The 21,625-nt window shown below is 66.4% G+C and carries 25 protein-coding genes; 2 read left to right on the plus strand and 23 right to left on the minus strand.

All coding sequences use genetic code 11. The features are described from left to right. Window positions 1-9: 9 nt before the first annotated feature. The 9 genes from BBJ41_RS03510 to BBJ41_RS03550 all read right to left on the minus strand — a co-directional run bounded on the left by BBJ41_RS03510 (window position 10) and on the right by BBJ41_RS03550 (window position 7,139). Window positions 10-771, minus strand: a complete 762-nt coding sequence (locus BBJ41_RS03510; RefSeq protein ID WP_069745335.1) for an O-methyltransferase — start codon at window positions 769-771, stop codon at window positions 10-12. A gap of 103 nt (window positions 772-874) precedes the next feature. Beyond that, window positions 875-1,171 carry a 4Fe-4S dicluster domain-containing protein gene (locus tag BBJ41_RS03515; protein WP_069747562.1) on the minus strand — a complete coding sequence of 99 codons (297 nt, stop codon included), beginning with the start codon at window positions 1,169-1,171 and terminating at the stop codon, window positions 875-877. Window positions 1,172-1,173: 2 nt separating this feature from the next. Continuing rightward, window positions 1,174-1,482, minus strand: coding sequence for a hypothetical protein (locus BBJ41_RS03520; RefSeq protein ID WP_069745336.1), 309 nt, complete (start codon window positions 1,480-1,482; stop codon window positions 1,174-1,176). 12 nt (window positions 1,483-1,494) lie between these two features. Continuing rightward, the gene (locus BBJ41_RS03525) at window positions 1,495-2,079 is read right to left on the minus strand and encodes an RNA polymerase sigma factor (protein WP_175972661.1); all 585 of its coding nucleotides are present in this window, start codon (window positions 2,077-2,079) and stop codon (window positions 1,495-1,497) included. Between the two features lie 446 nt (window positions 2,080-2,525). Continuing rightward, the gene (locus BBJ41_RS03530) at window positions 2,526-3,419 is read right to left on the minus strand and encodes a LysR family transcriptional regulator (RefSeq protein WP_069745338.1); all 894 of its coding nucleotides are present in this window, start codon (window positions 3,417-3,419) and stop codon (window positions 2,526-2,528) included. Window positions 3,420-3,530: 111 nt separating this feature from the next. Beyond that, window positions 3,531-4,358, minus strand: a complete 828-nt coding sequence (locus BBJ41_RS03535; protein ID WP_069745339.1) for an alpha/beta hydrolase — start codon at window positions 4,356-4,358, stop codon at window positions 3,531-3,533. 206 nt (window positions 4,359-4,564) lie between these two features. Next, on the minus strand, window positions 4,565-4,948 hold the full coding sequence (locus BBJ41_RS03540; protein WP_069745340.1) for a VOC family protein: 384 nt from the start codon (window positions 4,946-4,948) through the stop codon (window positions 4,565-4,567). 15 nt (window positions 4,949-4,963) lie between these two features. Beyond that, entirely contained in the window at window positions 4,964-5,926 is a 963-nt protein-coding gene (locus BBJ41_RS03545) for a hydroxymethylglutaryl-CoA lyase (RefSeq protein ID WP_069745341.1), read from the minus strand. Window positions 5,927-5,948: 22 nt separating this feature from the next. Further along, entirely contained in the window at window positions 5,949-7,139 is a 1,191-nt protein-coding gene (locus BBJ41_RS03550; protein WP_069747563.1) for a CaiB/BaiF CoA transferase family protein, read from the minus strand. A 270-nt stretch (window positions 7,140-7,409) separates the two neighbouring features. On the opposite strand from BBJ41_RS03550, the gene BBJ41_RS03555 reads away from it, so the two are divergent. Next, window positions 7,410-8,375, plus strand: a complete 966-nt coding sequence (locus BBJ41_RS03555; protein ID WP_069745342.1) for a D-2-hydroxyacid dehydrogenase — start codon at window positions 7,410-7,412, stop codon at window positions 8,373-8,375. A gap of 288 nt (window positions 8,376-8,663) precedes the next feature. Here BBJ41_RS03555 and BBJ41_RS03560 read toward each other — a convergent pair whose 3' ends face one another. Next, window positions 8,664-8,876, minus strand: a complete 213-nt coding sequence (locus BBJ41_RS03560; protein WP_006497261.1) for a hypothetical protein — start codon at window positions 8,874-8,876, stop codon at window positions 8,664-8,666. A gap of 150 nt (window positions 8,877-9,026) precedes the next feature. Further along, window positions 9,027-10,019 carry an IS5-like element ISBmu2 family transposase gene (locus tag BBJ41_RS03565; RefSeq protein ID WP_006412423.1) on the minus strand — a complete coding sequence of 331 codons (993 nt, stop codon included), beginning with the start codon at window positions 10,017-10,019 and terminating at the stop codon, window positions 9,027-9,029. 289 nt (window positions 10,020-10,308) lie between these two features. Between BBJ41_RS03565 and BBJ41_RS03570 the strand changes: the two genes are divergently transcribed. Continuing rightward, window positions 10,309-10,602 carry a DUF4148 domain-containing protein gene (locus BBJ41_RS03570; RefSeq protein WP_069745343.1) on the plus strand — a complete coding sequence of 98 codons (294 nt, stop codon included), beginning with the start codon at window positions 10,309-10,311 and terminating at the stop codon, window positions 10,600-10,602. A 143-nt stretch (window positions 10,603-10,745) separates the two neighbouring features. Here BBJ41_RS03570 and BBJ41_RS03575 read toward each other — a convergent pair whose 3' ends face one another. From BBJ41_RS03575 to BBJ41_RS03625, 12 genes are all read right to left on the minus strand, one after another. Continuing rightward, the gene (locus BBJ41_RS03575; protein WP_069745344.1) at window positions 10,746-11,183 is read right to left on the minus strand and encodes a hypothetical protein; all 438 of its coding nucleotides are present in this window, start codon (window positions 11,181-11,183) and stop codon (window positions 10,746-10,748) included. Between the two features lie 156 nt (window positions 11,184-11,339). After that, window positions 11,340-12,263: an ABC transporter permease gene (locus tag BBJ41_RS03580; protein ID WP_069745345.1), complete on the minus strand. Its 924-nt coding sequence runs from the start codon at window positions 12,261-12,263 to the stop codon at window positions 11,340-11,342. Further along, entirely contained in the window at window positions 12,263-13,132 is an 870-nt protein-coding gene (locus BBJ41_RS03585) for an ABC transporter permease (protein WP_069745346.1), read from the minus strand. Before BBJ41_RS03585 ends, BBJ41_RS03580 begins: the two co-directional genes overlap by 1 nt. A gap of 37 nt (window positions 13,133-13,169) precedes the next feature. Next, complete coding sequence (locus BBJ41_RS03590) at window positions 13,170-14,249, minus strand: ABC transporter ATP-binding protein (RefSeq protein ID WP_069745347.1); 1,080 nt, start codon at window positions 14,247-14,249, stop codon at window positions 13,170-13,172. 49 nt (window positions 14,250-14,298) lie between these two features. Continuing rightward, window positions 14,299-15,465: an ABC transporter substrate-binding protein gene (locus tag BBJ41_RS03595; protein WP_069745348.1), complete on the minus strand. Its 1,167-nt coding sequence runs from the start codon at window positions 15,463-15,465 to the stop codon at window positions 14,299-14,301. A 340-nt stretch (window positions 15,466-15,805) separates the two neighbouring features. Next, complete coding sequence (locus BBJ41_RS03600; RefSeq protein WP_069745349.1) at window positions 15,806-16,192, minus strand: type II toxin-antitoxin system death-on-curing family toxin; 387 nt, start codon at window positions 16,190-16,192, stop codon at window positions 15,806-15,808. 1 nt (window position 16,193) lies between these two features. Further along, on the minus strand, window positions 16,194-16,367 hold the full coding sequence (locus tag BBJ41_RS41070) for a hypothetical protein (RefSeq protein ID WP_164992015.1): 174 nt from the start codon (window positions 16,365-16,367) through the stop codon (window positions 16,194-16,196). 134 nt (window positions 16,368-16,501) lie between these two features. After that, entirely contained in the window at window positions 16,502-17,095 is a 594-nt protein-coding gene (locus BBJ41_RS03605; RefSeq protein ID WP_069745350.1) for an RBBP9/YdeN family alpha/beta hydrolase, read from the minus strand. A 17-nt stretch (window positions 17,096-17,112) separates the two neighbouring features. Continuing rightward, on the minus strand, window positions 17,113-18,441 hold the full coding sequence (locus tag BBJ41_RS03610) for an MFS transporter (RefSeq protein WP_069745351.1): 1,329 nt from the start codon (window positions 18,439-18,441) through the stop codon (window positions 17,113-17,115). A 161-nt stretch (window positions 18,442-18,602) separates the two neighbouring features. Continuing rightward, window positions 18,603-19,658: a beta-keto acid cleavage family enzyme gene (locus tag BBJ41_RS03615; RefSeq protein ID WP_069745352.1), complete on the minus strand. Its 1,056-nt coding sequence runs from the start codon at window positions 19,656-19,658 to the stop codon at window positions 18,603-18,605. A gap of 118 nt (window positions 19,659-19,776) precedes the next feature. Beyond that, window positions 19,777-20,625, minus strand: coding sequence for a TauD/TfdA dioxygenase family protein (locus BBJ41_RS03620; RefSeq protein WP_069745353.1), 849 nt, complete (start codon window positions 20,623-20,625; stop codon window positions 19,777-19,779). A gap of 10 nt (window positions 20,626-20,635) precedes the next feature. After that, entirely contained in the window at window positions 20,636-21,616 is a 981-nt protein-coding gene (locus BBJ41_RS03625; protein WP_069745354.1) for a quinone oxidoreductase family protein, read from the minus strand. Window positions 21,617-21,625 lie beyond the last annotated feature (9 nt).

Consider the following 21,625-nt stretch of genomic DNA (forward strand, 5'->3'; position numbering starts at 1 on the left):
CTGCGTCCTTCAGTCCACGCCTGCGCGGCAAGGATCCATCGACGACATTCCCGCTTGAGCAACGACGACCGTGAATTCGATCCCCGATTCAAAATTCAATGTCATGGTCGAGAACCGCGGATCGTCATCGAGGTAGTGCTTGTACGGTCGAACGGCGTCCTCGGCCGTGTACATGTTGTCGGCGAGGACGATCGATCCCGGACGCAGCAGGCGCTCGATCCCCTTGAACAACTTCAGATAGGCGTCGGCCCATACGTCGATGAAGACCATGTCGAAGCGACCGTCCAGTTTGGCAACGGTCTCGAATACATCGCCCTCCCGCAGGTCGACATGAGCGTCCAGGCCCGCCGTTCTGACGTGATCGCGCAATCGAGCGCACTTGAGTGCATCGCGTTCGGTCGCGACGACCACGCCACGGCCCAACGTGCTCAGCGCCTGCGCGAAATACAGCGTGGACACGCCGCATGAACTGCCGAGTTCGAGGATTCTGGCCGGCCGTTGCGAGAGCACAATGTTGCGCAAGAATCCTCCCGTTTCCGGCGACACGGCTAACGATAACGCACTGCCTTGCGACAACTCGAGGTCGTCGGTGGACAGCCCGAGCGTTTCGAGAAACCGCCCGCGCAGACGGGGGGCGATCGCTTCGTATTCCTCGACTAACGACAGGAAATCCTCGTTCGATCCCTGGAACTGCGTGCGGGCGCGGGCGATGACTTCGGTCCGGCTCTCTTCGTGGAGCCGTCGCAGAAGGACGGCGGTGGGTGAATCCATGTGCGTTCCTGGGCGAGATTGATCACGTCGACGCGGTATCCGGCGACTGCGCGTCCCGTCAGGGTTGCCGCGCGGTCGCTCGATCGCGGCGATACATGGGGGGCTATGCCGTTCGGGCGAGCGTGATGGCGCGCTCGGGGCACGCCGTCACACACAGTCCGCATGACCGGCACGCATCCGCGTTCGGCGTGTAGGCGACTTTCATGCCATGCACACGCAACTTCAAGCGATACATCAGACCAAGGTCGACGTAATCGGCGTTGTCGATGCGCCGGACCTCGAACACGTTCTCAGGGCACACCGCGACGCAATCCCCTTTGCCTTCGCAACGCTTCAGATCGACGACCGGCGCGATCACGCCCGGTTTCTGCTTGCAGTCGCCCGTTGATGTTTCGCGCACGTTCACTCTCCCGTGGGCCGGTTGCTGCCGGATTGCCACGCGGTCCGGAAATGCTCGCGTTCCTCGGGTGTCATGGATTCCCACTTGCGCCAGTGGCGCCGGCCGCGCCAGCCGTGGTGTCCGCGGAATCCGCCGAACAGGATGCGGCTCAACACGAGCAGGCCCAGCGCATGGGCGAAGTCGATCGTACGGGCGCCGACGAACAGCGCCGGAATCACCCAGTTCCATAACATCATGACGACCCATCCGAGCACGCCTATGGCGACCACGACGAACAGCGCCTTGCCCGCACATCTGATTCGAAATTTCATCTGTCGACTCCTCTAGGTATTGTCCAATTCGTCATAAATGAGCTGCAGCCGGGCACGCAGATGCAAGACTGCATAGCGTTTGCGAGCGAGCAGCGTATTGATCGCGACACCGCTTTGCGCGGCCATCTCCTTGAAGGACTGGCCGCCCAGTTCGTGCGCGACAAATACCTCGCGCTGATTCGCCGGCAACTCGTCGAGCGCATCCTGCAAGGCCTTGAGCAAGAGCGTGCGAGCGTAGAGCGCTTCGGGGCCGGCATCGTGTGCCGGTAGCGCGAGGTCCAGGCGATGCTCGCTGTTCGCTTCGTCGTCGGCCTCGAACAGGTCTGTCAGCGGCTGCTCCTTCTTCTTGCGAAAACGGTCGACGATACGGTTGCGCGCGGCACGGAACAGCCACGCGCTCACCTGTTCAATGGGCGCGGGAAGCCGGTAAGCCTGAACGAATTCGTGAAACACATCCTGCAGAATGTCCTCGGCATCGTCCGGATCGCGGATCCGACGCCGGATAAAGCTCACGAGTCTCGTTCGCTCACGCGTCACTATCGCGGTGATGTCGCGGTCTGGGTCGGTCATCGTGCGTGAAGTGGGTGGCGATTCCATGTGCCTGAAGACGTTTCAGGCGCGCGAATATTGTGTCGAGTGCGAAAAATGACTGCCGAACGCGTCGGCTTTACCGGGACGCCGCCAAGCCACGGGAAGACCCGCTTGTCCGGCCCGGAGGTCATCGCCGACACAGCCGGGAACGGTGTAAAGATAAACCCGCGACGACAACGCGGAAAATGCGCTTCGCGGTAGCGAAACGTGCGGGCGGCAGGCGCGTGCCCCGGCATCGGTCTTCCCGGGGGGAGATAGGCAAGCGCGTGCCGTGCTCGCGATTGTCGGCTGCAATTGAACCGTACGACGCGACGGAAGTTCGCGGTCGTCTGCCGGTCGGTCTGGTGCGGATGTGTCGAATCGGCTTCCTGCAGCGGTGGGTTCAACGCGCACCGATGATCGCACTTCCTCGAAGCCGCATCGCGCCAACTGCTACCGCTTGCGGGCTGGCCTCAGCGCGCCGACATGAAATCGAACAGCTTCGCGATGTCGGTCGTCAGTACAGTGCCGGCCTTGACGCCGACCCACAGCGTGCGCGTTGCCCACGCGTCGTCGAGTTTCACGACACCGAGCCGCGATGCGCGCTCGTCGGTCACCGCATCGCGCGGCAGCACGCCGATCCCGAGCCCGGCTTCGATCATCCGGCTCACGCCGTCGAAATTCGAAACCTGAATCCGCAGCTTCAGCGAGCGCTCGGCCGCGAACGCCGCGTCGGTCATCCGCGCGAGCAGCGAGCTGCCGTCGCTGAGGCCGACGTAATCCTCGTCGAGCGTGTCCGCGAAACGGATGCTGTCGCGCGTGGCAAAGCGATGCGTGCGCGGCACGAGCAGCACGAGTTCGTCGCGCCGGTACAGCCGGCGTTCGATGCCGGGCGCCGGCACGTTGTCGGCGAACACGCCGAGATCGGCCTTGCCCGACGCGAGCGCATCGACGATCTCGTGGCTCAGCCGCTCCTCGAGACTGACCTTGATACCCGGGTTGCCGGTGAGGAACGCCGCGAGATCGGCGGGCAGGAACTGGACGATCGCGGACGTGTTGGTCCACACGTGGATGTGGCCGCGCACACCGGCAACGTAATCGCTCATCTCGTGCGCCATCCGGTTGACCTGCTCGATCACCTTCGCCGCATGATCGAGCAGTGCGCGGCCGGCGGGCGTCAGCTCGACGCCGCGCGCATGCCGCACGAACAGCGCGCTACCGGTCACGCTTTCGAGTTCGGCGATCCGCTTGCTGACCGCGGACAGCGTGAGCTGGCCGTGCTCGGCCGCTTTCGTGAGGCTGCCGTGCTCGGCGACGAGCGCGAACACGCGCAGCGACTGCAGATCGAAATGAAGCGGATTCACCATATCGTGGGTCCAGGGAAGACGGAGCGGCGCGAGCGCGTGTCGTCATTGCACCGGCCAGACGCCGATCATACGCTCCGCCGTGCACGCGCGATATGGTGCGCCAGCGCGCAACTAGCGCGGTGCGATCGCCCGCAATGCGGCGAGCATCTTGCCATCCGGGTTCGCCAGATCGTCGAGCACCGCGAAGTGCTTCATGCCGGGCAGTTGCACGTGCGCGATCCGTTCTCCGGCAGCGTCGCACGCAGCTGCGTAGTCATGTGCCTGACGGATGAGTTCGGGCAACTCCGCATCGCCGACCGCGACGACCGTCGGCGCGCCCGGCCCGATGTGGCGCAGCGGGCTGCATGCCTCGATTTCCTGCGCAGTGAGCTGCAGCTTGTCGTTCAGGCAGCACAGCGAGATCGGTTCGAGATCGACGAGCGGGCTGATCGAGAGCGCCGCTGCGACGGCCGGATGCGCGCGATACATGGCCGTCAGGTGGCCGCCGGCCGAATGGCCGCTCAGGTGAATCGGCCGACCTGCGATGCCGAGCCCGTCGCGATCCGCCGCGAGATGGTCGAGCAGCGCGCCGATCTCGGCGACGATGTCGGTCATCGACGCGGTGGGCGCAAGCGTGTATTCGGCGAGCACGACGTCGTAGCCGCGTGCGAGCGGCCCGCTTGCCGCATACGCGAAATCCTCTTTCGCGCAGTGTTGCCAGTAGCCGCCGTGAATGAACACGAACAGCGGCGCGCCGGGTTGACCGCACGGCAGCCAGTCGTAGCGCTGCGCGGGAAGCGCGCCGTAACGCAGTTCGCGCCGGCCGGCGATCGCGTCGTAAAGCGCCGCGCTGCGCGACTGGCACGATGCGAGCAAGGCGGGGAAATCGGGAACGGCCTTCGTGTTCAGGTAAGCGGCATCGAGTGCCGCGCGGTCCATGCCGCGATAGAGAATCGTCATTCTGGGAGCACCTCGTTCGGGTTGCGGATACGCAGCGGCGCGTTCACCGCGCCTGCTGCGAAAGCGGTGGCCATGCCGCCGCTGTTGCCCCATTATCCGCAGCGCGGCCGGGTCCGGCTATCCGGAAACGGCGGGCGCGGCTTCCATCTGTCCGCTTTCGGCGAACGACTGCGGCACGGCCGGCGCATGGCGCTGGCCATCGCCCGTCAGATCAGCTCGGAGATCTCGATCAGGTTCAGGTCGGGATCGCGCACGTACACCGAGCGGATCTTCTGCGTCGCGCCCGTGCGTTCGACGGGCCCTTCGACGATCGGCCATTCGACGCGCTTCAGGTGCGCGATGACGTCGTCGAGCGGCACCGCCGCGATGAAGCACAGGTCGAGCGCGCCGGGCACCGGCACATGCGCTTTCGGCTCGAACTCCGCGCCGCGCACGTGCAGGTTGATCTTCTGGTTGCCGAAGCGGAACGCGAGCCGGCCGGCGCCGAAGGTTTCGAGCTGCATCTGCAGCACCTCGGTATAGAAATGCCTGGTCCGGTCCGGATCGACGCAGGTCAGTACGAGATGGTCGAGGTGGTCAATCAACGCCATGAGATTCGCTCCTGTTCATGAGAAAGCGCGTTGCGCGGGCATGTCGCCGGCATCGGCGCGCGGTGGCGGATGGAGGTCCGAGCGGCGCCCGGCCTTCAGGATCTGGCTCGGCACGTCGTGCCCGATCAGCGCGGGCAGCCGCGCGGCCGCGGCGAGCACGGCTGCGAGATCGATGCCCGTATCGTAGCCGTCGAGCGCGAGCATGTGCACGAGTTCTTCGGTGCACGCGTTGCCGGTCGCACCCGGCGCATACGGGCATCCGCCGAGGCCGCCGAGTGACGCGTCGAAGCGGTCGATGCCGGCGTCGAGCGCCGCGAGCGTATTGGCGAGCGCCATCCCGCGCGTGTTGTGAAAGTGCAGCGTGAGTTGCAGCGCGCCGAAACGTTCGCGCGCGCGTTCGCACAGCGCGCGCACCTGCGACGGAAAGGCCATGCCGGTCGTGTCGCACAGCGTGAAGCTGTGCACGCCGAGATCCGCGAACCGCTGCATCCACGCGAGCACCGTTTCGGCCGGTACGTCGCCTTCCATCGGGCAGCCCATCGCGGTCGACAACGACACGTTGATCGCGACGCCCGTTCCGCGCACCGCATCGATCACGTCGCGCAGCTGCGCGAACGACTGCTCGCGCGTCATCCGCAGGTTCGTGCGGTTGTGGCTCTCGCTCATCGACATCACGAGGTTCACCTCGTCGACGCCGCACGACAGCGCGCGCTCCGCGCCGCGCACGTTCGGCACGAGCACCGTATAGACGACGCCCGGCGCGCGCGCGATGCCGTGCATCACGGCTTCGGCGTCGCGCAGCGCGGGAATCGCCTTCGGCGACGTGAACGACGTGACCTCGATCTTCGCGTAGCCGCACGCGCTCAGCGCGTCGACGAGCGCGATCTTGTCGTCGGTGTCGACGAACGCCGCTTCGTTCTGGAAACCGTCGCGCGTCGCGACTTCGTGGATGTAAAGCCGTGGGTGTTGCGTGCTCATTTCATCGTCTCCCGTATCGCGTTCAGATCACGCCGCGCGAGCGCCAGTCGCCGCGCGTCTCGGCATCGATGCCGATCGATTCGAGCACCGCGTCGGTATCCGCGCCGAGCGCGGGCGCCGCGCGCTCGATGCGCCCGGGCGTCGCGCCGAGTTTCGGCACGATGCCCGGCACCAGCACGGGCGTGCCGTCGGGCAGCGCGGCGTCGACGATCATGTCGCGGGCGCGGTAATGCGGATCGGCCGCGATGTCCGCGATGTCGTAGATGCGCCCGGACGGAATGCGCGCGTCGTTCAGCGCCGCCAGCACGTCGTCGAGGTCGTGATGCGCGCTCCACGCGCCGATTGCCGCGTCGATGCGCTCGACCTGCGCGACGCGCCCGTCGTTGTGCGCGAGCGCGGGATCGTTGCCGAGATCGGGCCGGCCGATCAACTCCATCAAACGCCGGAAAATGCTGTCGCCGTTGCCGGCGATCAGCGCGTACTTGCCGTCGCGGCAGCGGTACGCGTTGGTCGGCGCGATGCCGGGCAGGCTGCTGCCGGCCGGCTCGCGCACCGCGCCGAACGCCGCGTATTCGGGCAGCAGGCTTTCCATCATGTTGAACACGGATTCGTACAGTGCGACGTCGACGACCTGCCCCTTGCCGCCCTGCTGTTCGCGATGCCGCAGCGCCAGCAGCACGCCAATCACGCCGTGCAGCGCCGACAACGAATCGCCGAGCGAAATGCCGACGCGCACGGGCGTGCGGCCCGGTTCGCCGGTCAGGTGACGCAGGCCGCCCATCGCCTCGGCGATCACGCCGAAGCCGGGACGATCGCGATACGGGCCCGTCTGCCCGAAGCCCGACACGCGCAGCATCACGAGCCCCGGGTTGATTGCGGACAGCGCGTCCCAGCCGAGCCCCCAGCCTTCGAGCGTGCCGGGCCGGAAGTTCTCGATCAGCACGTCGGTTTCCGCGACGAGGCGGCGCACGACGTCCTGCCCTTCAGGCGTGCGCAGGTCGAGCGTGAGCGAGGTCTTGTTGCGCGATTGCGCGGCCCACCACACCGACGTGCCGTCGTGCAGCAGCCGCCATTTGCGCAACGGGTCGCCGAGGCCGGGCGGCTCGACCTTGATCACGTCCGCGCCGAATTCGGCGAGCATCCGGCCCGCGAACGGCCCGGCGATCAGTTGGCCGAGTTCCAGCACGCGGATGCCGTCCAGGGGTCGCGTCATGGCTGTCTCCGATGAAATCGTGTTGTCGATGACGGCGATCATGACCGCGTTCGTGTGCGGCGAAAATCGATCGATGCTCAACCAGCCTTTCCGAAACGGAAAGGTGCATGCCGATGTGACGACCACGCATGCCGTCATGCGCAGCGGGTTAGCCTTTCCGAACAGGAAAGCGCGCTCGCGCAACGGTCAAGCGACACCGCGCGCCGCAGCCGGCAGAATCGACCCCGTTCCGCGCCCGCCGGGCGCCCGTCACCGTCAGCGAGACCCGCCATGTTTTCCGTTTCCTCTCCCGCGAAGATCGTGTTTCTCGACCGCGCGACGTTGTCGCCGCAGACCACGCTGAAGCCGTTCCCGTTTCCGCACGAATTGCATGCGTTCGAACGGACGGCCGCGCACGAAGTCGCCGCGCGCATTGCCGATGCGGACATCGTCGTGACCAACAAGGTGCGGCTCGACGCGGCGGCACTCGCCGACGCGCCGCGCGTGCGGATGATCGCGATCGCCGCGACGGGCACCGACATCGTCGATATCAATGCATGCGCGTCACGCGGAATCGTCGTGAGCAACATTCGCGGGTATGCGGTCCGCACGGTGCCGGAGCACACCTTCGCGCTGATCTTCGCGCTGCGCCGCAGCCTCGTCGCGTACCGCGACGCGGTGCGTGCGGGACGCTGGCTCGACAGCGGGCAATTCTGCTTCTTCGATCATCCGATCCGCGACCTGGCCGGCTCGACGCTCGGAATCGTCGGCGACGGCGTGCTCGGGCGCGCGGTGGCCGGCATGGCGCGCGCGCTCGACATGCGCGTGCTGTTCGCGGCGCACGGCGATGCGGCCGGCGACGGCTACGTGCCGCTCGACACGCTGCTGCGCGACAGCGACGTGATCACGCTGCACTGCCCGTTCACGCCTGCGACGCGGCACTTGATCGACGCGAGCGCATTCGCGCGGATGGCGCGCCGGCCGCTGCTGATCAATACCGCGCGCGGCGGGCTCGTCGACGAAAGCGCGCTGGTCGACGCATTGCAGTCGGGGCAGATCGCGGGCGCGGGGTTCGACGTGGTCACGCAGGAGCCGCTGCCGGACGCGCATCCGTTTCACGCGATCCTGTCGCATCCGGCGTTCATTCTGACGCCGCATGTCGCATGGGCGAGCGACGAAGCGATGCAGGCGCTGGCAGATCAGCTCGTCGACAACGTCGCCGCGTTTGTCGCTGGCGAACCGCGGCATGTGGTGTGACTCGCGCCGCAGCGAGGATCGTTTCAACCGCACGATGAGAAAAGCCCCGCTCGATTGCTCGAAGCGGGGCTTTTCGAATGAGGGGCTGCTTACGCCAGCGACTCGGCACGTGACGGGTTCGTGCATCCGCTCTTTCTTGCGACCGGTTTCTGAATTCCTGATGAACGCTACTTTAAGGAATTCAGGCCGCCGATGCTGTAGGGCCAGTCTGAAACCGAACGGGACGAATCCTGAAAACGGCCGTTTCGCCGGCCGCGCACCGTGCGGTGCGCCGACCCGGTGCGAATGTCAGTAAGCGGACATCTCGACGCAAGGATCGACCTTGGACGGCGAGCAGATGACCGAATACTTGGCGCTCTCGCGCATCAGCGCTTCGCCTTCGTGCAGCGCGATCTTGATCTCGGGGTGACGCTCGTACGCGAGGAATGCCGAGCACACGACGGCGGACATCACGACGAGGGAAAACACAAATTTCTCAAGGGTTTGGAAACGTTCAGGCATGGTTCGACCTTTCTCTTAGGGAAACGCTGATCAATGGACCAACTTCCGAAGTTGCAGGCGAGATGGCTTCAAATTTTCTGGATGACGAAGCGAATCGGCGCTCAATTCAGTGAATTTGGCGCGTAAGCGAGCCTCCCCTGCTCGCATTTTTCATACGCATGACGGACTGCTCCCATGGACCGATCGCAACAGATTTCGCGCAATCACCAGATTCGCCAGAGCGAACAGGCTGAACAGTTGCGCGGTGTTCTTGGCCAAGCCCTTGTATCGGGTCTTGCGATGCTGAAACAGATTCTTGACGATATGAAACGGATGCTCAACCCGCGAACGGATCTGCGCCTTGGTTCGCTCGAGCGCGATCACCAGGTCCTTCAGCGCTCCTTCTTGCATCGCCTTGATCTTTCCCCGCCTGGCAGCGACGTGCCACTTCACGGCCTTGCCCGCCATTTCCTCGCGCTTGTCGACGCCAATGTAGCCCGCGTCGGCGAACACCTGCTCTTCATGCCCGTGCAGCAGGGCATGAGCTTGCGATACATCCGACACGTTGGCCGCCGTGCCAACCACACTGTGAATCAGGCCCGAGTCGGCGTCGACGCCAATGTGGGCTTTCATGCCAAAGTGCCATTCGTTGCCCTTCTTCGTTTGATGCATTTCCGGGTCACGGCTCTTCCCGGCATTCTTGGTCGACGGCGGCGCTTCAATGATCGTCGCGTCAACCAGCGTGCCTTCCTTCATCATCAGCCCACGCTCGCACAGCGAGATGCCAATCTCGTCGAACAACTTCCGTGTCAGTTCGTGTTCGATCAGCAGGCGCCGGAACTTCAACAGCGTGGTTGCATCAGGCACGTTCTCGATCGCCAGATCGATGCCGGCGAAGGCTCGCAGCGTGATGCTGTCATACAGCGCGTCTTCCAGTCCTTCGTCCGACAGTCCGTACCACTGTTGCACGAAGTAGATTCGCAGCATCCGCTCAAGGCCAATCGGCGGGCGACCTCGCGTGCCCTTCGGATAGTGCGGTTCGATGGCCGACAGCAAGCGCTGCCACGGAACGACCTTCTCCATCTCTTCCAGGAAGCGTTGGCGCCTCGTCACTCGCTTCTTGCCTGCAATTTCCGCTTCCGCGAAGCCGATCTGCCTCTTCATCGTCGTGGGTCCGTTCCGTGAGCTGTCTTCTAAACGTCCTCGGCTACGTCTGCGATGACCGCCGAGCCGAATAAATCAGCGTTTCCTTAGCCCTTGATTATATCTCGAAATAAGGGTTTTCCCTATAACCGGGCTCGCATACCGAGGATGCCTTCGACCCGTGGTCGGCCGCGTGCTCGCGCCCTTTTTCCCGTTAATCCGCGCTTAAGCGGCGGTCGGACAAGATGGTTCGACCGGTTGCGGCACCCATGCCGCGCCGGTAGCCCTGTCCTTTTCGGAGATCCTGACGATGAAAACCGCCCTTTCCCTGCTCGTCCTCGCCGCCGCAATCGCGACGCCGGCCGTCTCGTTTGCGCAGACGGCCAACGCACCTGTTACGCACGCCGAAGTCGTCGCGCAGTTGCGCCAGCTCGAACAGGCCGGTTACAAGCCGCTGAAGGGCCAGTACCCGGACGATATCCAGGCTGCCGAAGCGCGCGTCGCGCAAGCGTCGGGTGTCGATCCGGATGTCGGTGCGTCGACCGGGTCGGGTCGTCCGGCGCTGTCGGCAACCGCGCCTGGCGCGGCCGGTCGCGGGCGCTGACCCACGCATGTTCGTGCGGCGACGCGCGCAGGCAATCGTCGCCGACAGCGCGCCGTCAGCAGGAGGAACGCAACGGTGCGGCCTTCAGCAACGACGGAACGTGCACCGAAACCGAAGGAAGCAAAAGGCGCGCGGCGCGCACATCACTGCGGCGCCGACGCAGCGCTGGCCGCATTACCCGGCCACGCCTTGCCGATCTGGTCGATCAGCGACTTCGCGGTGCCGGTCGCGATCGCCGCATCGACGCCCGACGTCTGCCACGAGCCGTCGGCGGCCTTCACGAAGGTCAGGTTCGCGCGCGACGGCGAGTAATCGGCATTGCGCCACGTGACGACGACGTCGCACGAGTACGTGCGATCGCCGATCTTCTTGCAATCGCCGTCGGGCTTCGCCGACACGACATCGGCCGATACCGGCAGCGGCTGGCCGAACAGCGCGTTCAGGCCGCCGTGGTTTTCCGCTTCGAGCGCGCGGCGCACCGCGGCGTCGACGTCGCTCGATCCGGGGCCGTCGTGGAGCAGGTTGCAGGCAGCCAGCAGCGTGGATGCACAGCCGAGTGTCAGCAGTGTTTGAAACTTCATGGATATCCGTCGATCGGGTGAACGTCAGGTGGCGCGCGGCGACGCGCATGCGTGCGATCGCCGGGCCGGTACGCCGCGTAGTCTGCAACGTCCGCGCGCCGTTCGCGGTATCCATTTGTAACCAATTGCACGCACGGTGGCACGGTACGCCCGCGCCTACTGCCGCTCCTGCTTCACGCGGCTGACGAGCTGCGTCGGGCTCACGAACTGCAGCGCGATCACGACCCACACGAGCGTGATGGCCATGTAGATCATCGCCATCGCGTCGATCGACTGCGGCGCGCGCACGCCGGTCGAGAACACCGCGTAATACAGCGCGACGACGAGCGTCTGCGTGCTCGGGCCTGCGGTGAAGAACGTCAGCTCGAACATCCCGATCGTGCGCACCAGCACGAGCAGCCCCGCCGCGAGCATGCCGGGCACGAGCAGCGGCAGCAGCACGTAACGGAAATAGCGCCACGTGTTCGCGCCGAAGATGCGCGCGGCGGCTTCGAGATTCGGATCGATCTGCTCGATGAACGGCGTCATCACGAGAATCACGAACGGCAGCGCCGGCACGAGGTTCGCGAGGATCACGCCCGGCAGCGTGCCGGCGAGCCCGACCTTGTACATCACGGTCGCCATCGGAATCCCGTACGTGACCGGCGGCACCATCAGCGGCAGCAGGAACACCAGCAGCGCGAAGCGCTTGCCGCGAAACTGCACGCGCGCGAGCGCATAGGCGGCCGGCACGCCGAGCGCGATCGACAGCAGCACGACCGCGCCGACAACCTCGACGGTCACCCACAGCACGCTCGCGAGCTGGAAGTCCTCCCATGCCTTCGCATACCAGCGCAGCGTGAAACCCTGCGGCAGCGGCGTGCCGAACCAGCGCGTCGCCACCGAGTTCACCGCGACGGTCGCGATCAGCAGCATCACGTTCAGCAGGAAGAACGCCATCAGCCCCCACACGAGTGCCTTCCACACGCGGCCGGCCACATGGGTGCGCATCTTCTGCGGCCTCATCGCGTTGACGGGGCGCGCATCGGGCGAGTCGTGCTTCGGCGGCCAGGTTCGGGCAGCATGATCGTCGGTCGCCATCAGCCCTTGCCTCCCGTGACCGCGCCCGTATAGAAGAAGCGGCGCGCGCCGAGCATCGACGCGACCACCAGCAGCTGCACGAAGCCCATCACGATCGCGATCGCCGACGCGAGCGAATAGTCGTAGCTTTCGAACGCGGCTTCGGCCGCCGCGATCGAGATCACGCGCGTCGGCCCGGCCGGCGCGCCGAGCAGCACGGCCGACGGAAACACCGAGAACGCCTGCACGAACGACAGGCACGCGGCCATCGTGAGCCCCGGCACGAGCAACGGCAGGTAGATCTGCCGGAACTGCTGCCAAGGGTTCGCGCCGAGCGTGGCCGCCGCGCGCGCGAGCGTCGGGTCGATGCCGCTGATGTACGACAGCATCAGCAGAAACGCGAACGGAAAGCCCGACACGATCAGCGACAGCAGCACGCCCCAGTAGTTGTGCGTGAGGCGCACTTCGTCCGTGTACAGGTGCAGCCCCTGCAGCGCCTGCGGGAACCAGCCGTTCGGCCCGAAGTACGTGAGCATCCCGTCGGCGACGAGCACCGTGCCGAGCGTGACCGGAATCACGAGCAGCGTCGTGACGAACTTCTGGTACGGCGAGTGGCGGCGCAGCGCGAACGCGACGGGCACCGAGATGCCGACGTTGATCAGCGTCGCCGGCACCGCGAGCTTCAGCGTGACGAGCACGGTCGGCCACATCGCGGTGTCGGTGAAGAACTGCACGTAGTTCGCGAGCGCGCCGCCGCCGTTCATCGGCTGGAACGACAGCACGAGGCCGTACGCGAACGGATAGATGAACAGCGCGACGATGAACGCGAGCGCGGGCGTGACGAGCCATGCCTTCGCGTCGCGCGGCGTGCCGGCCGCGAGCGTGCTCATGCGGCCTCCCGGCGTGATGCCGCTGCGCCCGGGCCGCTCATGCCGCGTCTCCCGGGTAGACGAGCGTGCGCGACGGCGCGACGCGCAGCCGCAGCCGCTCGCCTTCCGCGAATTCGCCGGCCACGCGCGCCCAGATCGGGCCGAACGGCGTGACCGCGCGGATCAGCGAATCGCGGCCGCCGTACTCGACCGTTTCGACCGTCGCGTCGAACGTGTTGTCGCCGGCCTCGCTCGCGCGTTCGATGTCGTCGGGGCGCAGCGCGAGCATGACGTCCTTCGCGTCGAAGCCGGCCATCGGCACGCCCGTGAGCCGCACGCCGCCGGCCGCGACGCGCACGTCGTCGCCGGCCATCCCTTCGAGCGTGAACGGCAGCACGTTGCGATAGCCCATGAAGCGCGCGACGTGCAGGTTGTGAGGGCGCGTATAGACATCCTTCGGCGACGCGACCTGCTGCACGACGCCCTCCTTCATCACGACGATGCGGTCGGCCATCGACAGCGCCTCGTCCTGATCGTGCGTCACGTAGATCGTCGCGCGCTCGAGCTGCGTGTGGATGCGGCGGATCTCCGCGCGCATCTCGATGCGCAGCTTCGTGTCGAGGTTGGACAGCGGCTCGTCCATCAGCACGAGCGGCGGCTCGATGACGATCGCGCGCGCGATCGCGACGCGCTGCTGCTGCCCGCCCGACAGTTGCCCCGGCAGCTTGCCTTCGTGGCCGACGAGCTGCACGAGTTCGAGAGCCTGCTGCGCGCGCCGCCGCGTTTCCTGCTTCGGCACGCCGCGCATCTTGAGGCCGAAGCCGACGTTGTCGAGCACCGACATGTGCGGAAACAGCGCGTAGTTCTGGAACACCATCCCGAAGCCGCGGCGCTCGGGCGGCAGCACGTCGATGCGCGTGTCGTCGAGCCAGATGCCGCCGCGCGTGAGCGGCTGCAGCCCCGCGATGCAGTTCAGCGCGGTCGACTTGCCGCAGCCCGACGGGCCGAGCAGTGCGATGAATTCGCCGCGCCGGATCTCGAGGTCGAGCCCGTCGAGCGCGGCGACCTGCGCGCCTTGCGCATTGGTGAAGCTGCGGCACACGCCGTCGAGCCGCAAGCGATCGAAACTGTGCTTCATTACGCGAACTCCATCGACGCGGGCGCCGCGGCGCCCGCCGGTCCAGGCGTCACTTCGACTTCTGCGAACCGATCTCGCGATCCCACTTCTGGAACGCGGCGACCATCGCCTGCGCGTTGAGCGGCTGCACGTGCGGGCGATCCGCGAGCAGCTTCGCGTATTCGGGGCGGCCGAACTTGCGGATCACCTCCTGGCTGTGCGCGGGCGCCATCTCGAGCGTCACGCCCTTCACCGCCGGGCCCGGATAGAAGTAACCGTCGTCGTAGGTCATCGCCTGCTGAGCCGGTTCGAGCAGGAAGTTCATCAGCTTGAACAGCACGTCGAGCTTGTCCTTCGGCACGCCTTTCGGGATCACCATGTAGTGCGCGTCGTTGACCCACGTCATGTTGTCGAACGCCTGGACCTTGAACTCGGCCGGCACGATGCCGAGCGCGCGCGGGTTGAGATCCCAGCCGGTGACGGTCACGGTCATGTCGCGCGTGCCTTCGCCGAGCTCCTTCATCACCGCCGACGTGCCGCCCGGGTAGTACGGCACGCAGTCGTTCAACGCCTTCAGGAACGCCCAGGTTTTATCCCAGCCGTTGATCGGGTCCTGCGGGTTCTTGTCGCCGAGCACGTACGGCAGCCCCATCAGGAACGTGCGGCCGGGGCCCGAGTTCGCCGGGCGCGCATAGATCAGCTTGTTCGGGTGCGCCTTGCACCACGCGAGCAGCTGGTCGGGCGTCTTCGGCGGATCGGCGACCTTCGCCGGGTTGTATTCGAGCAGCGGTCCGGCCGGCATGTACGCGACTTCGAGGCCGAAGCCCTGTGCGAGATCCTGCATCTTGCGCGGGCCGGGCGCGTACTTGTCGAGCACGCCGGGGAGCGCGGCCGCGTTGTCGGGCAGGAGTTTCTGCCACAGGTTCTGTTCGATGCCGGCGGCCAGCGCGTCGGTGCCGGTCAGTACGAGGTCGATATCCGAGCGGCCTGCCGCCTGCATCGCCTTGATCTTGCCCGGCAACTGCGGCGCGGGCGCATTCGTGAACGTGACGTTCGACACGAGGTTCGGATTCTTTTCCTTGAACGCTTCGATGGCCTTCTGCGTGAGCTGCAGGTTGCCCGCGACGTCGACGATGTTCAGCGACACCGGCGCGGCAACGGCCGCTGCGGCGGACAGCGTGACGCCCAGCGCGAGTGCGGTTCGGCGGACCCGGCGCGCGATCGTGGTTGTGTTCATGTCTCCTCACTTCGGTCGGTGGATGGGACCTTTCTTTTCAGGAAATCATGACGGCGTTATACGATGTCGGTCAACAAAAAACCATGGCGCGTGGGGCGGGACTTTCCCTGACAAAAACCCTTCACGTGATGGCGTGATTCAAAAAGCGAAACGAATTTCGGGGATTGTTGCAGCACGAGAAGTGACGTGTGCTAAGACATCGTATGTCGATGGGCGCACAATGAAGTCGGTGTGCCGAGCAGTTGCACCCCGCGTATTTCGCAGGATGAATTCAACGCCAGCCGAGTGATCGATGGGCAGTTGCCGAGGAGGCAGGGAATTGATCCGGTGGAGCGGGCTTTCAGCGGGATAGCGACAATTCCCAGATCGCACTGAAATACTCGGCCAGTTCTTCACTCGTTACGCTGCCATCCGCAACGTCGACCATGAGGTCTTCGAGATCGGCGAGGCGAGGAATCGAGATACCCTGCCGTTCCATATACGTTAATGCGCAAGTAAGGCCGGTGCGCTTGTTTGCATCATTGAACACATGCCCGCGCGCGATCGCGGTGGCATAAGTCGCGGCGATGCCGAACACGTCATCGAGACCTGCGTAATGGGCATGATTTTCGACTCGGTGCAGGGCGGCTTCGACACCGCCCCGACCAGCATGCGCGAATCCACCGAGACCGCCGAGATCCCGGATGATCTCGTCGTGGATCGTGATGACATAGTCGAGATCCAGCAAATCAGCGATCCTTCAACGCGATCAGTACGTCCCGATGCTCGGAAATGACTTTTCGTGCTGCGCGAAGTACGTCGCCTTTCTCGGTTTCTGTCGAAGCCTTGACCTCCGTCGTGGGACGAATGATCGTGCGGGGTTTCAACTCGACCCCGTACAGCACCTTTCTTTTGGGAGCCATGGCAGCCTTCCGCTAAAAAAACTATGAAAATCAGCCGTTTATCGCGCATTCCCGCGACGCGGCCACGTTGTCGATAATCATAGCACTCGACAGATTGCCGAAGGAGTTCCGAGGCCGGCCAAGATGTCGGAGTGTCAATCCGTCAAGCCGGAATGACTTTCTCCGAGCGCCGCCACTTCCCCGATCAGCCGTTCCGCGTCATGCCATTCGCCATACCCGGACGCCGGGTTCAGGTGCCCGACCTCGCCGAGATCGACGAGTTTGCTGCCCCACCCCACCGCCAGCGCCTCGGCACGCTCGAAGCGCGCGAGCGGATCGTTGCGGCTCGCGGCGACGATGCTCGGGAACGGCAGCCGCTCGGTCGGCACGGGCGTCCAGCCGTGCGCGTCGATCGCATCGGGCGTCGGATAGCCGTCGGGCATCGGCGCATCGAGATCGGCGGGCGCCGCGAGCAGCGCGCCGTGGATCGCGCGCGTGGCCTGCCGCGCCCAATGCACGGCGATCATCACGCCCGCGCTGTGCGCCACGAGGATCACCGGGCCGTCGATCGCGGCCAGCGCCGCGTCGAGTGCCGCGACGCGCGCGGCGCGGCTCAGTTTGTCGGCTTCGAGCGGTGCGACGGAGCGCGCATTCGGCAGGCGTCGTTCGAGGTGCGTCTGCCAGTGGTCTTCGACGTGATCGCGCAAGCCGGGCACGATCAGGATGGTGGGCGTGGTCGCCAGGGTCATGCAGCCTCCGGGAGGGTTCAGGAAAAGTGTGTCGCGCGCCGTTCGCGTTCGACGCGCGCGAGATCGGCCGCATAGCTTGCGCGTCCGATCGCGAGCAGCACGGCGGCCGCGAGCGGCACGACGGGAATCCATTGCAGTGCGCCGACGAGCCCGGCGCGATCGGCGACCCACCCCGTCAGCAGCGGGCCTGGCGCCATGCCGAGCAGGTTGTTGGCGAGCGTGAGCGTCGCGAACGCCGACGCGTGGATCGCGGCCGGCGTCAGGTTCGCGACCATCGCGCCCGATGCGCCGGATGCGCCCGCGCCGACCAGCATGCCCGCGCAGATCAACGCGAGCTGCAGCGGCCCGGGCGGCAGCCGGAACGCGACCGCGAGGCAGACGCCCGTGACCACGCAATACGCGATCGCGGTCAGCCATTTGCGCGAGCCGTCGGCCCGGCCGACGCGGTCGGTCAAGACACCGCAGCCGACCATCCCGACGCCCGACAGCAGCACGAAGCCGGCGGCAAGCACGGCGGCGCGGTCGGGCGCCATCGCGTAGTAGCGGTTCAGGTAGCTCGGCAGCCACGCGAACAGTGCGCCGGGCACGAACAGGTGCAGCCCGCTGCCGATATAGGCGCATACCACCGAGCGCGACGCGAACAGTCCCGACATCAGCGCGCGCACGCTGCCGCGCAGGTCGCGCGGCGCACCGGCGGCGCGCCGGCACGGTTCGACGCGGCATGCCTCGAGTCGCCGTTCGGTGACCACGCAGCGATACGCGACGAGCAGCACGATGCCGAGCGCGGCCATCACGCCGAACGACCAGCGCCAGCCGAGATGCGCGCCGACCAAGCCGCCGAGCGCCATCCCGAACACGGAGCCGAAGGCGCCGCCGGCCATGAACGCGCCGGTCAGCGTCGCGCGCAGCCGCGCCGGAAAGATGCTGAGGATCAGCGCGACGCCGACGCTGCCGTACGCGGCTTCGCCGAGCCCGACGAGGCCGCGCGACACGAGCATTTCGGCGGAGTTGGTCGACAGCGCGCAGCCGAGCGTCGCGACGCTCCACAACGCGGCCATCAGTACGATGCTGCGCACGCGTCCGAAGCGGTCGGCGAGCACCGACAGCGGAAACGTCAGCAGCCCGACCAGCAGCGCGACGACCCCGCTCAACGAACCGAGCTGCGTGTCCGACAGCCCCCACGCGTGCTTGAGCAGCGGAAACACGGCGTTGAGCACCTGCCGCGACATGTAGTCCGACAGCAATAGCCCGACGGTCAGCCCGAACACGAGCCACGCATACGCGGGCGCGCGCCGCTCGGTGGCCGCCCGATCCTGCAGCGACGGCTCGACATGATGAATCAACATGCGTGTCTCCTCCGGCACCGGGGCGGCAACGCGCCGGCGCGGCTTGCGCGGCCCCGCTCCGTCGACCGGAGTCCGCCCTGCGTCACGCGCAGGGGGGGTGCCGCGCCACAACGATCGGCGGGCGGCGGCCGCGATGGCGGGCCGCCCGGCTGCGCGACGCGTCAGGCCGCGCGCAGCGGCACGCTCACCTGGCCCTGCCGGCGGTTCGGCGCCATCCCGAGCTGCGCGAGCGTTTCGTCGACGCCGTCGTACTGCACGCCGATCCGGTAGATCGCCTTCGCCTCCTTGCCGGTCGCGATGTCGCGGCCGAGTTCGCGTGCGATCCGTGCGCACTGCTCGACCTGCTGCACCGACGTCATCCGGTTGCCCTTCTGGTCGATGATCGTGTCCTCGATCCCGCAGCGCGGATGCAGGCCCAGCGCCATCGCGACCGTGTTGATCGGCAGCACGTTCTTCATCAGCGATTCGAGCGTGATGCACGCGCCGTCCGGGCAGCGCCGCACGAATTCCATGAAGTTGTACGGATTCGGGCCGTCGAAGCCGCCGCCGATACCGACCCACGTGACGTTCAGCGGGCCGCGATAGACGCCGCGGCGGATGATCCGTTCGAGCGTTTCGAGCGCGTGCATGCCGGTGAGCTGGAAATGCGGCTGGATGCCGGCCGCCTGCAGCCGGCGCAGGTGCTCGTCGACCCAGCCGGGGCCGGCCGGCACGGTCATCTCGCGGTATGCGTCCCACAGCGCGGTTTCGTTCAGCGACGTGCCGGCGATGTCCTTGCGGTTCATCAGCTCGGTGATGTTCATCTGCACGGTGTTGATCGCGACCGTCACCTGGTCGGGCTTCGGCGTCAGCTCGGCGAGCATGTGGCGCGTGTCGTCCGACAGCCACTTCGCTTCCGCGCCGTCGCCTTCCGGCGCGAACGAGATCGAGCCGCCGACCTGCAGGATCATGTCGGGCACGGCTTCCCGCAGCCGGCCGAGCAGTTCGTTGAATTTCGACAGCCGCTTGCTGCCCTTGCCGTCGAGCTCGCGCACATGCAGGTGCAGCACCGTCGCGCCCGCGTTGTAGCAGTCGACGGCCTTCTGCACGTGCTCGTCCATCGTCACCGGAATGTCTTCCGGAAAATCGGCGGGCATCCATTCGGGGCCGTACGGCGCGACCGTGATGACCACCTTGTCCTGGTTTTCCGGGTGCAGCGAATCGTCGAGAAATTGCATGTCGTCCTCCAGTGGGAATCGTTGTATTCGGGCGTACGGGCGTGCGTATCCCTTCGTGCCGGGCGGCGGGCCCGGCGCGTGGTGCTTGGGTTGCGGATCGGTTACGGTGTGGCGGCGCTCAGAACGGCACGTCGCCGACGATGCCCGCGCGCTCCATCTTGCGCACGCACGGCGGATAGTCCATCACCGCGTAATGCTGGGTGCTGCGGTTGTCCCAGATCGCGACGCTGTTCTTCTTCCAGCGCCAGCGCACCTGGTATTCGGGGATGGTGGCCTGGCTGATCAGGTACTGCAGCAACTGGCCGGCGCCGGGGTTCGCGTCCTGCCCGAAGCGCACGCGCCCGGGCGTGTGGAAGTTCGTGAAATGCGTCGCGAACGCATTCACGTACAGCACCTTCTCGCCCGTTTCCGGATGCGTGCGCACGACCGGATGCTCGGCGTCCGGAAACTGCGCCTTCAGCGCGAGGCGCTTGTCGATCGGCATCGCCGCGCCGAAGCTCGCCTCGATGCTGTGGCGCGCGCGCAGGTCGTCGATCTGCTGCTTCACGTGTTCCGGCAGGTTCTCGTATGCGAGCACCATGTTCGCCCACATCGTGTCGCCCCCAACCGGCGGACCCTCGATGCAGCGCAGTACACAGCCGAACGGCGGCGCCACGCGCCAGCTCGCATCGCTGTGCCACGCATTCTCGTAGCGGTCGTTCGGCTGGTCGGGCGACTTGTAGATCCGCACGAGCCCCGGGTGCTCGGGATCGCTGCCGACGACCGGATGATCCTCGAGTTCGCCGAAGCGCCGCGCGAACGCGACATGCTCGGCGCGCGTGATGTCCTGGTCGCGCAGGAACAGCACGCGATGCCGGAGCAACTGCGCGCGGATCTCGGCGAACAGGCCGTCGTCGTGCACGGCGTCGGCGAGGCTCACATCCAGCAGTTCCGCGCCGATCGCGCAGGTCAGGGGTTCGACTCGCATGCGCGTCTCCTCAGACGATGAACACCGACGAACCGGTCGTCTTGCGCGATTCGAGATCGCGGTGTGCCTGCGCGGCGTCCTGCAGCGCATAACGCTGGTTGATCTCGATCCGGATGCGGCCGGCGGCGACGTGCGCGAACAGCTCGCCGGCCAGGTCGTTCTTCTCGGCGGGATCGGCGATGTAGTCGGCCAGCGCCGGGCGCGTCAGGTACAGCGAGCCCTTCATCGCGAGGCGCTGCGGATCGAACGGCGGGATCGGGCCCGACGCGGTGCCGACGCACACCATCAGCCCGCGCCGCTTCAGCGAATCGAGCGAGCCTTCGAAGGTGTCCTTGCCGACGCTGTCGAACACGACGTCGACGCCCGCGCCGTCGGTCAGTTCGCGCACGCGTTTCGCGACGTCCTCCCGGCTGTAGTCGATCGTATGGTCGCAGCCGTGCGCGCGGGCGATCTCGGCCTTGCGCTCGCTGGATACGGTGCCGATCACCGTGAGCCCGAGCAACTTCGCCCACTGCGACACGATCAGCCCGACACCGCCGGCGGCCGCATGCAGCAGCAGCGTGTCGCCCGGCGCGAACGCGTGGATGCGGCGCAGCAGGTAGGCCGAGGTCAGCCCGCGCATCGTCATCGCCGCGGCGGTGTCGCACGCGATGCCGGCCGGCAGGCGCACGAGCGGCGCGGCTGCGATCAGCCGTTCGGTGCTGTATGCGCCGAGCGTGTTCAGGAAGCCGGTATAGGTCACGCGATCGCCGACGGCGACGTTCGTCACGCCGGGGCCGACGGCCTCGACCACGCCGGCCGCCTCGACGCCGATGCCGGACGGCAGCGGAACCGGATACAGGCCGCTGCGGAAATACGTATCGGCGAAATTCAGGCCGACCGCCTCGTGCCGCAGGCGCACCTGGCCGGGGCCCGGATCGCCGACGTCGACTGCTTCCCAGCGCAGCACGTCGGGGCCGCCGGTTTCGTGGAATCGCACTGCATGTGCCATCTTGTTCTC

This window comes from Burkholderia stabilis (assembly GCF_001742165.1).
GTDB lineage: Bacteria > Pseudomonadota > Gammaproteobacteria > Burkholderiales > Burkholderiaceae > Burkholderia > Burkholderia stabilis.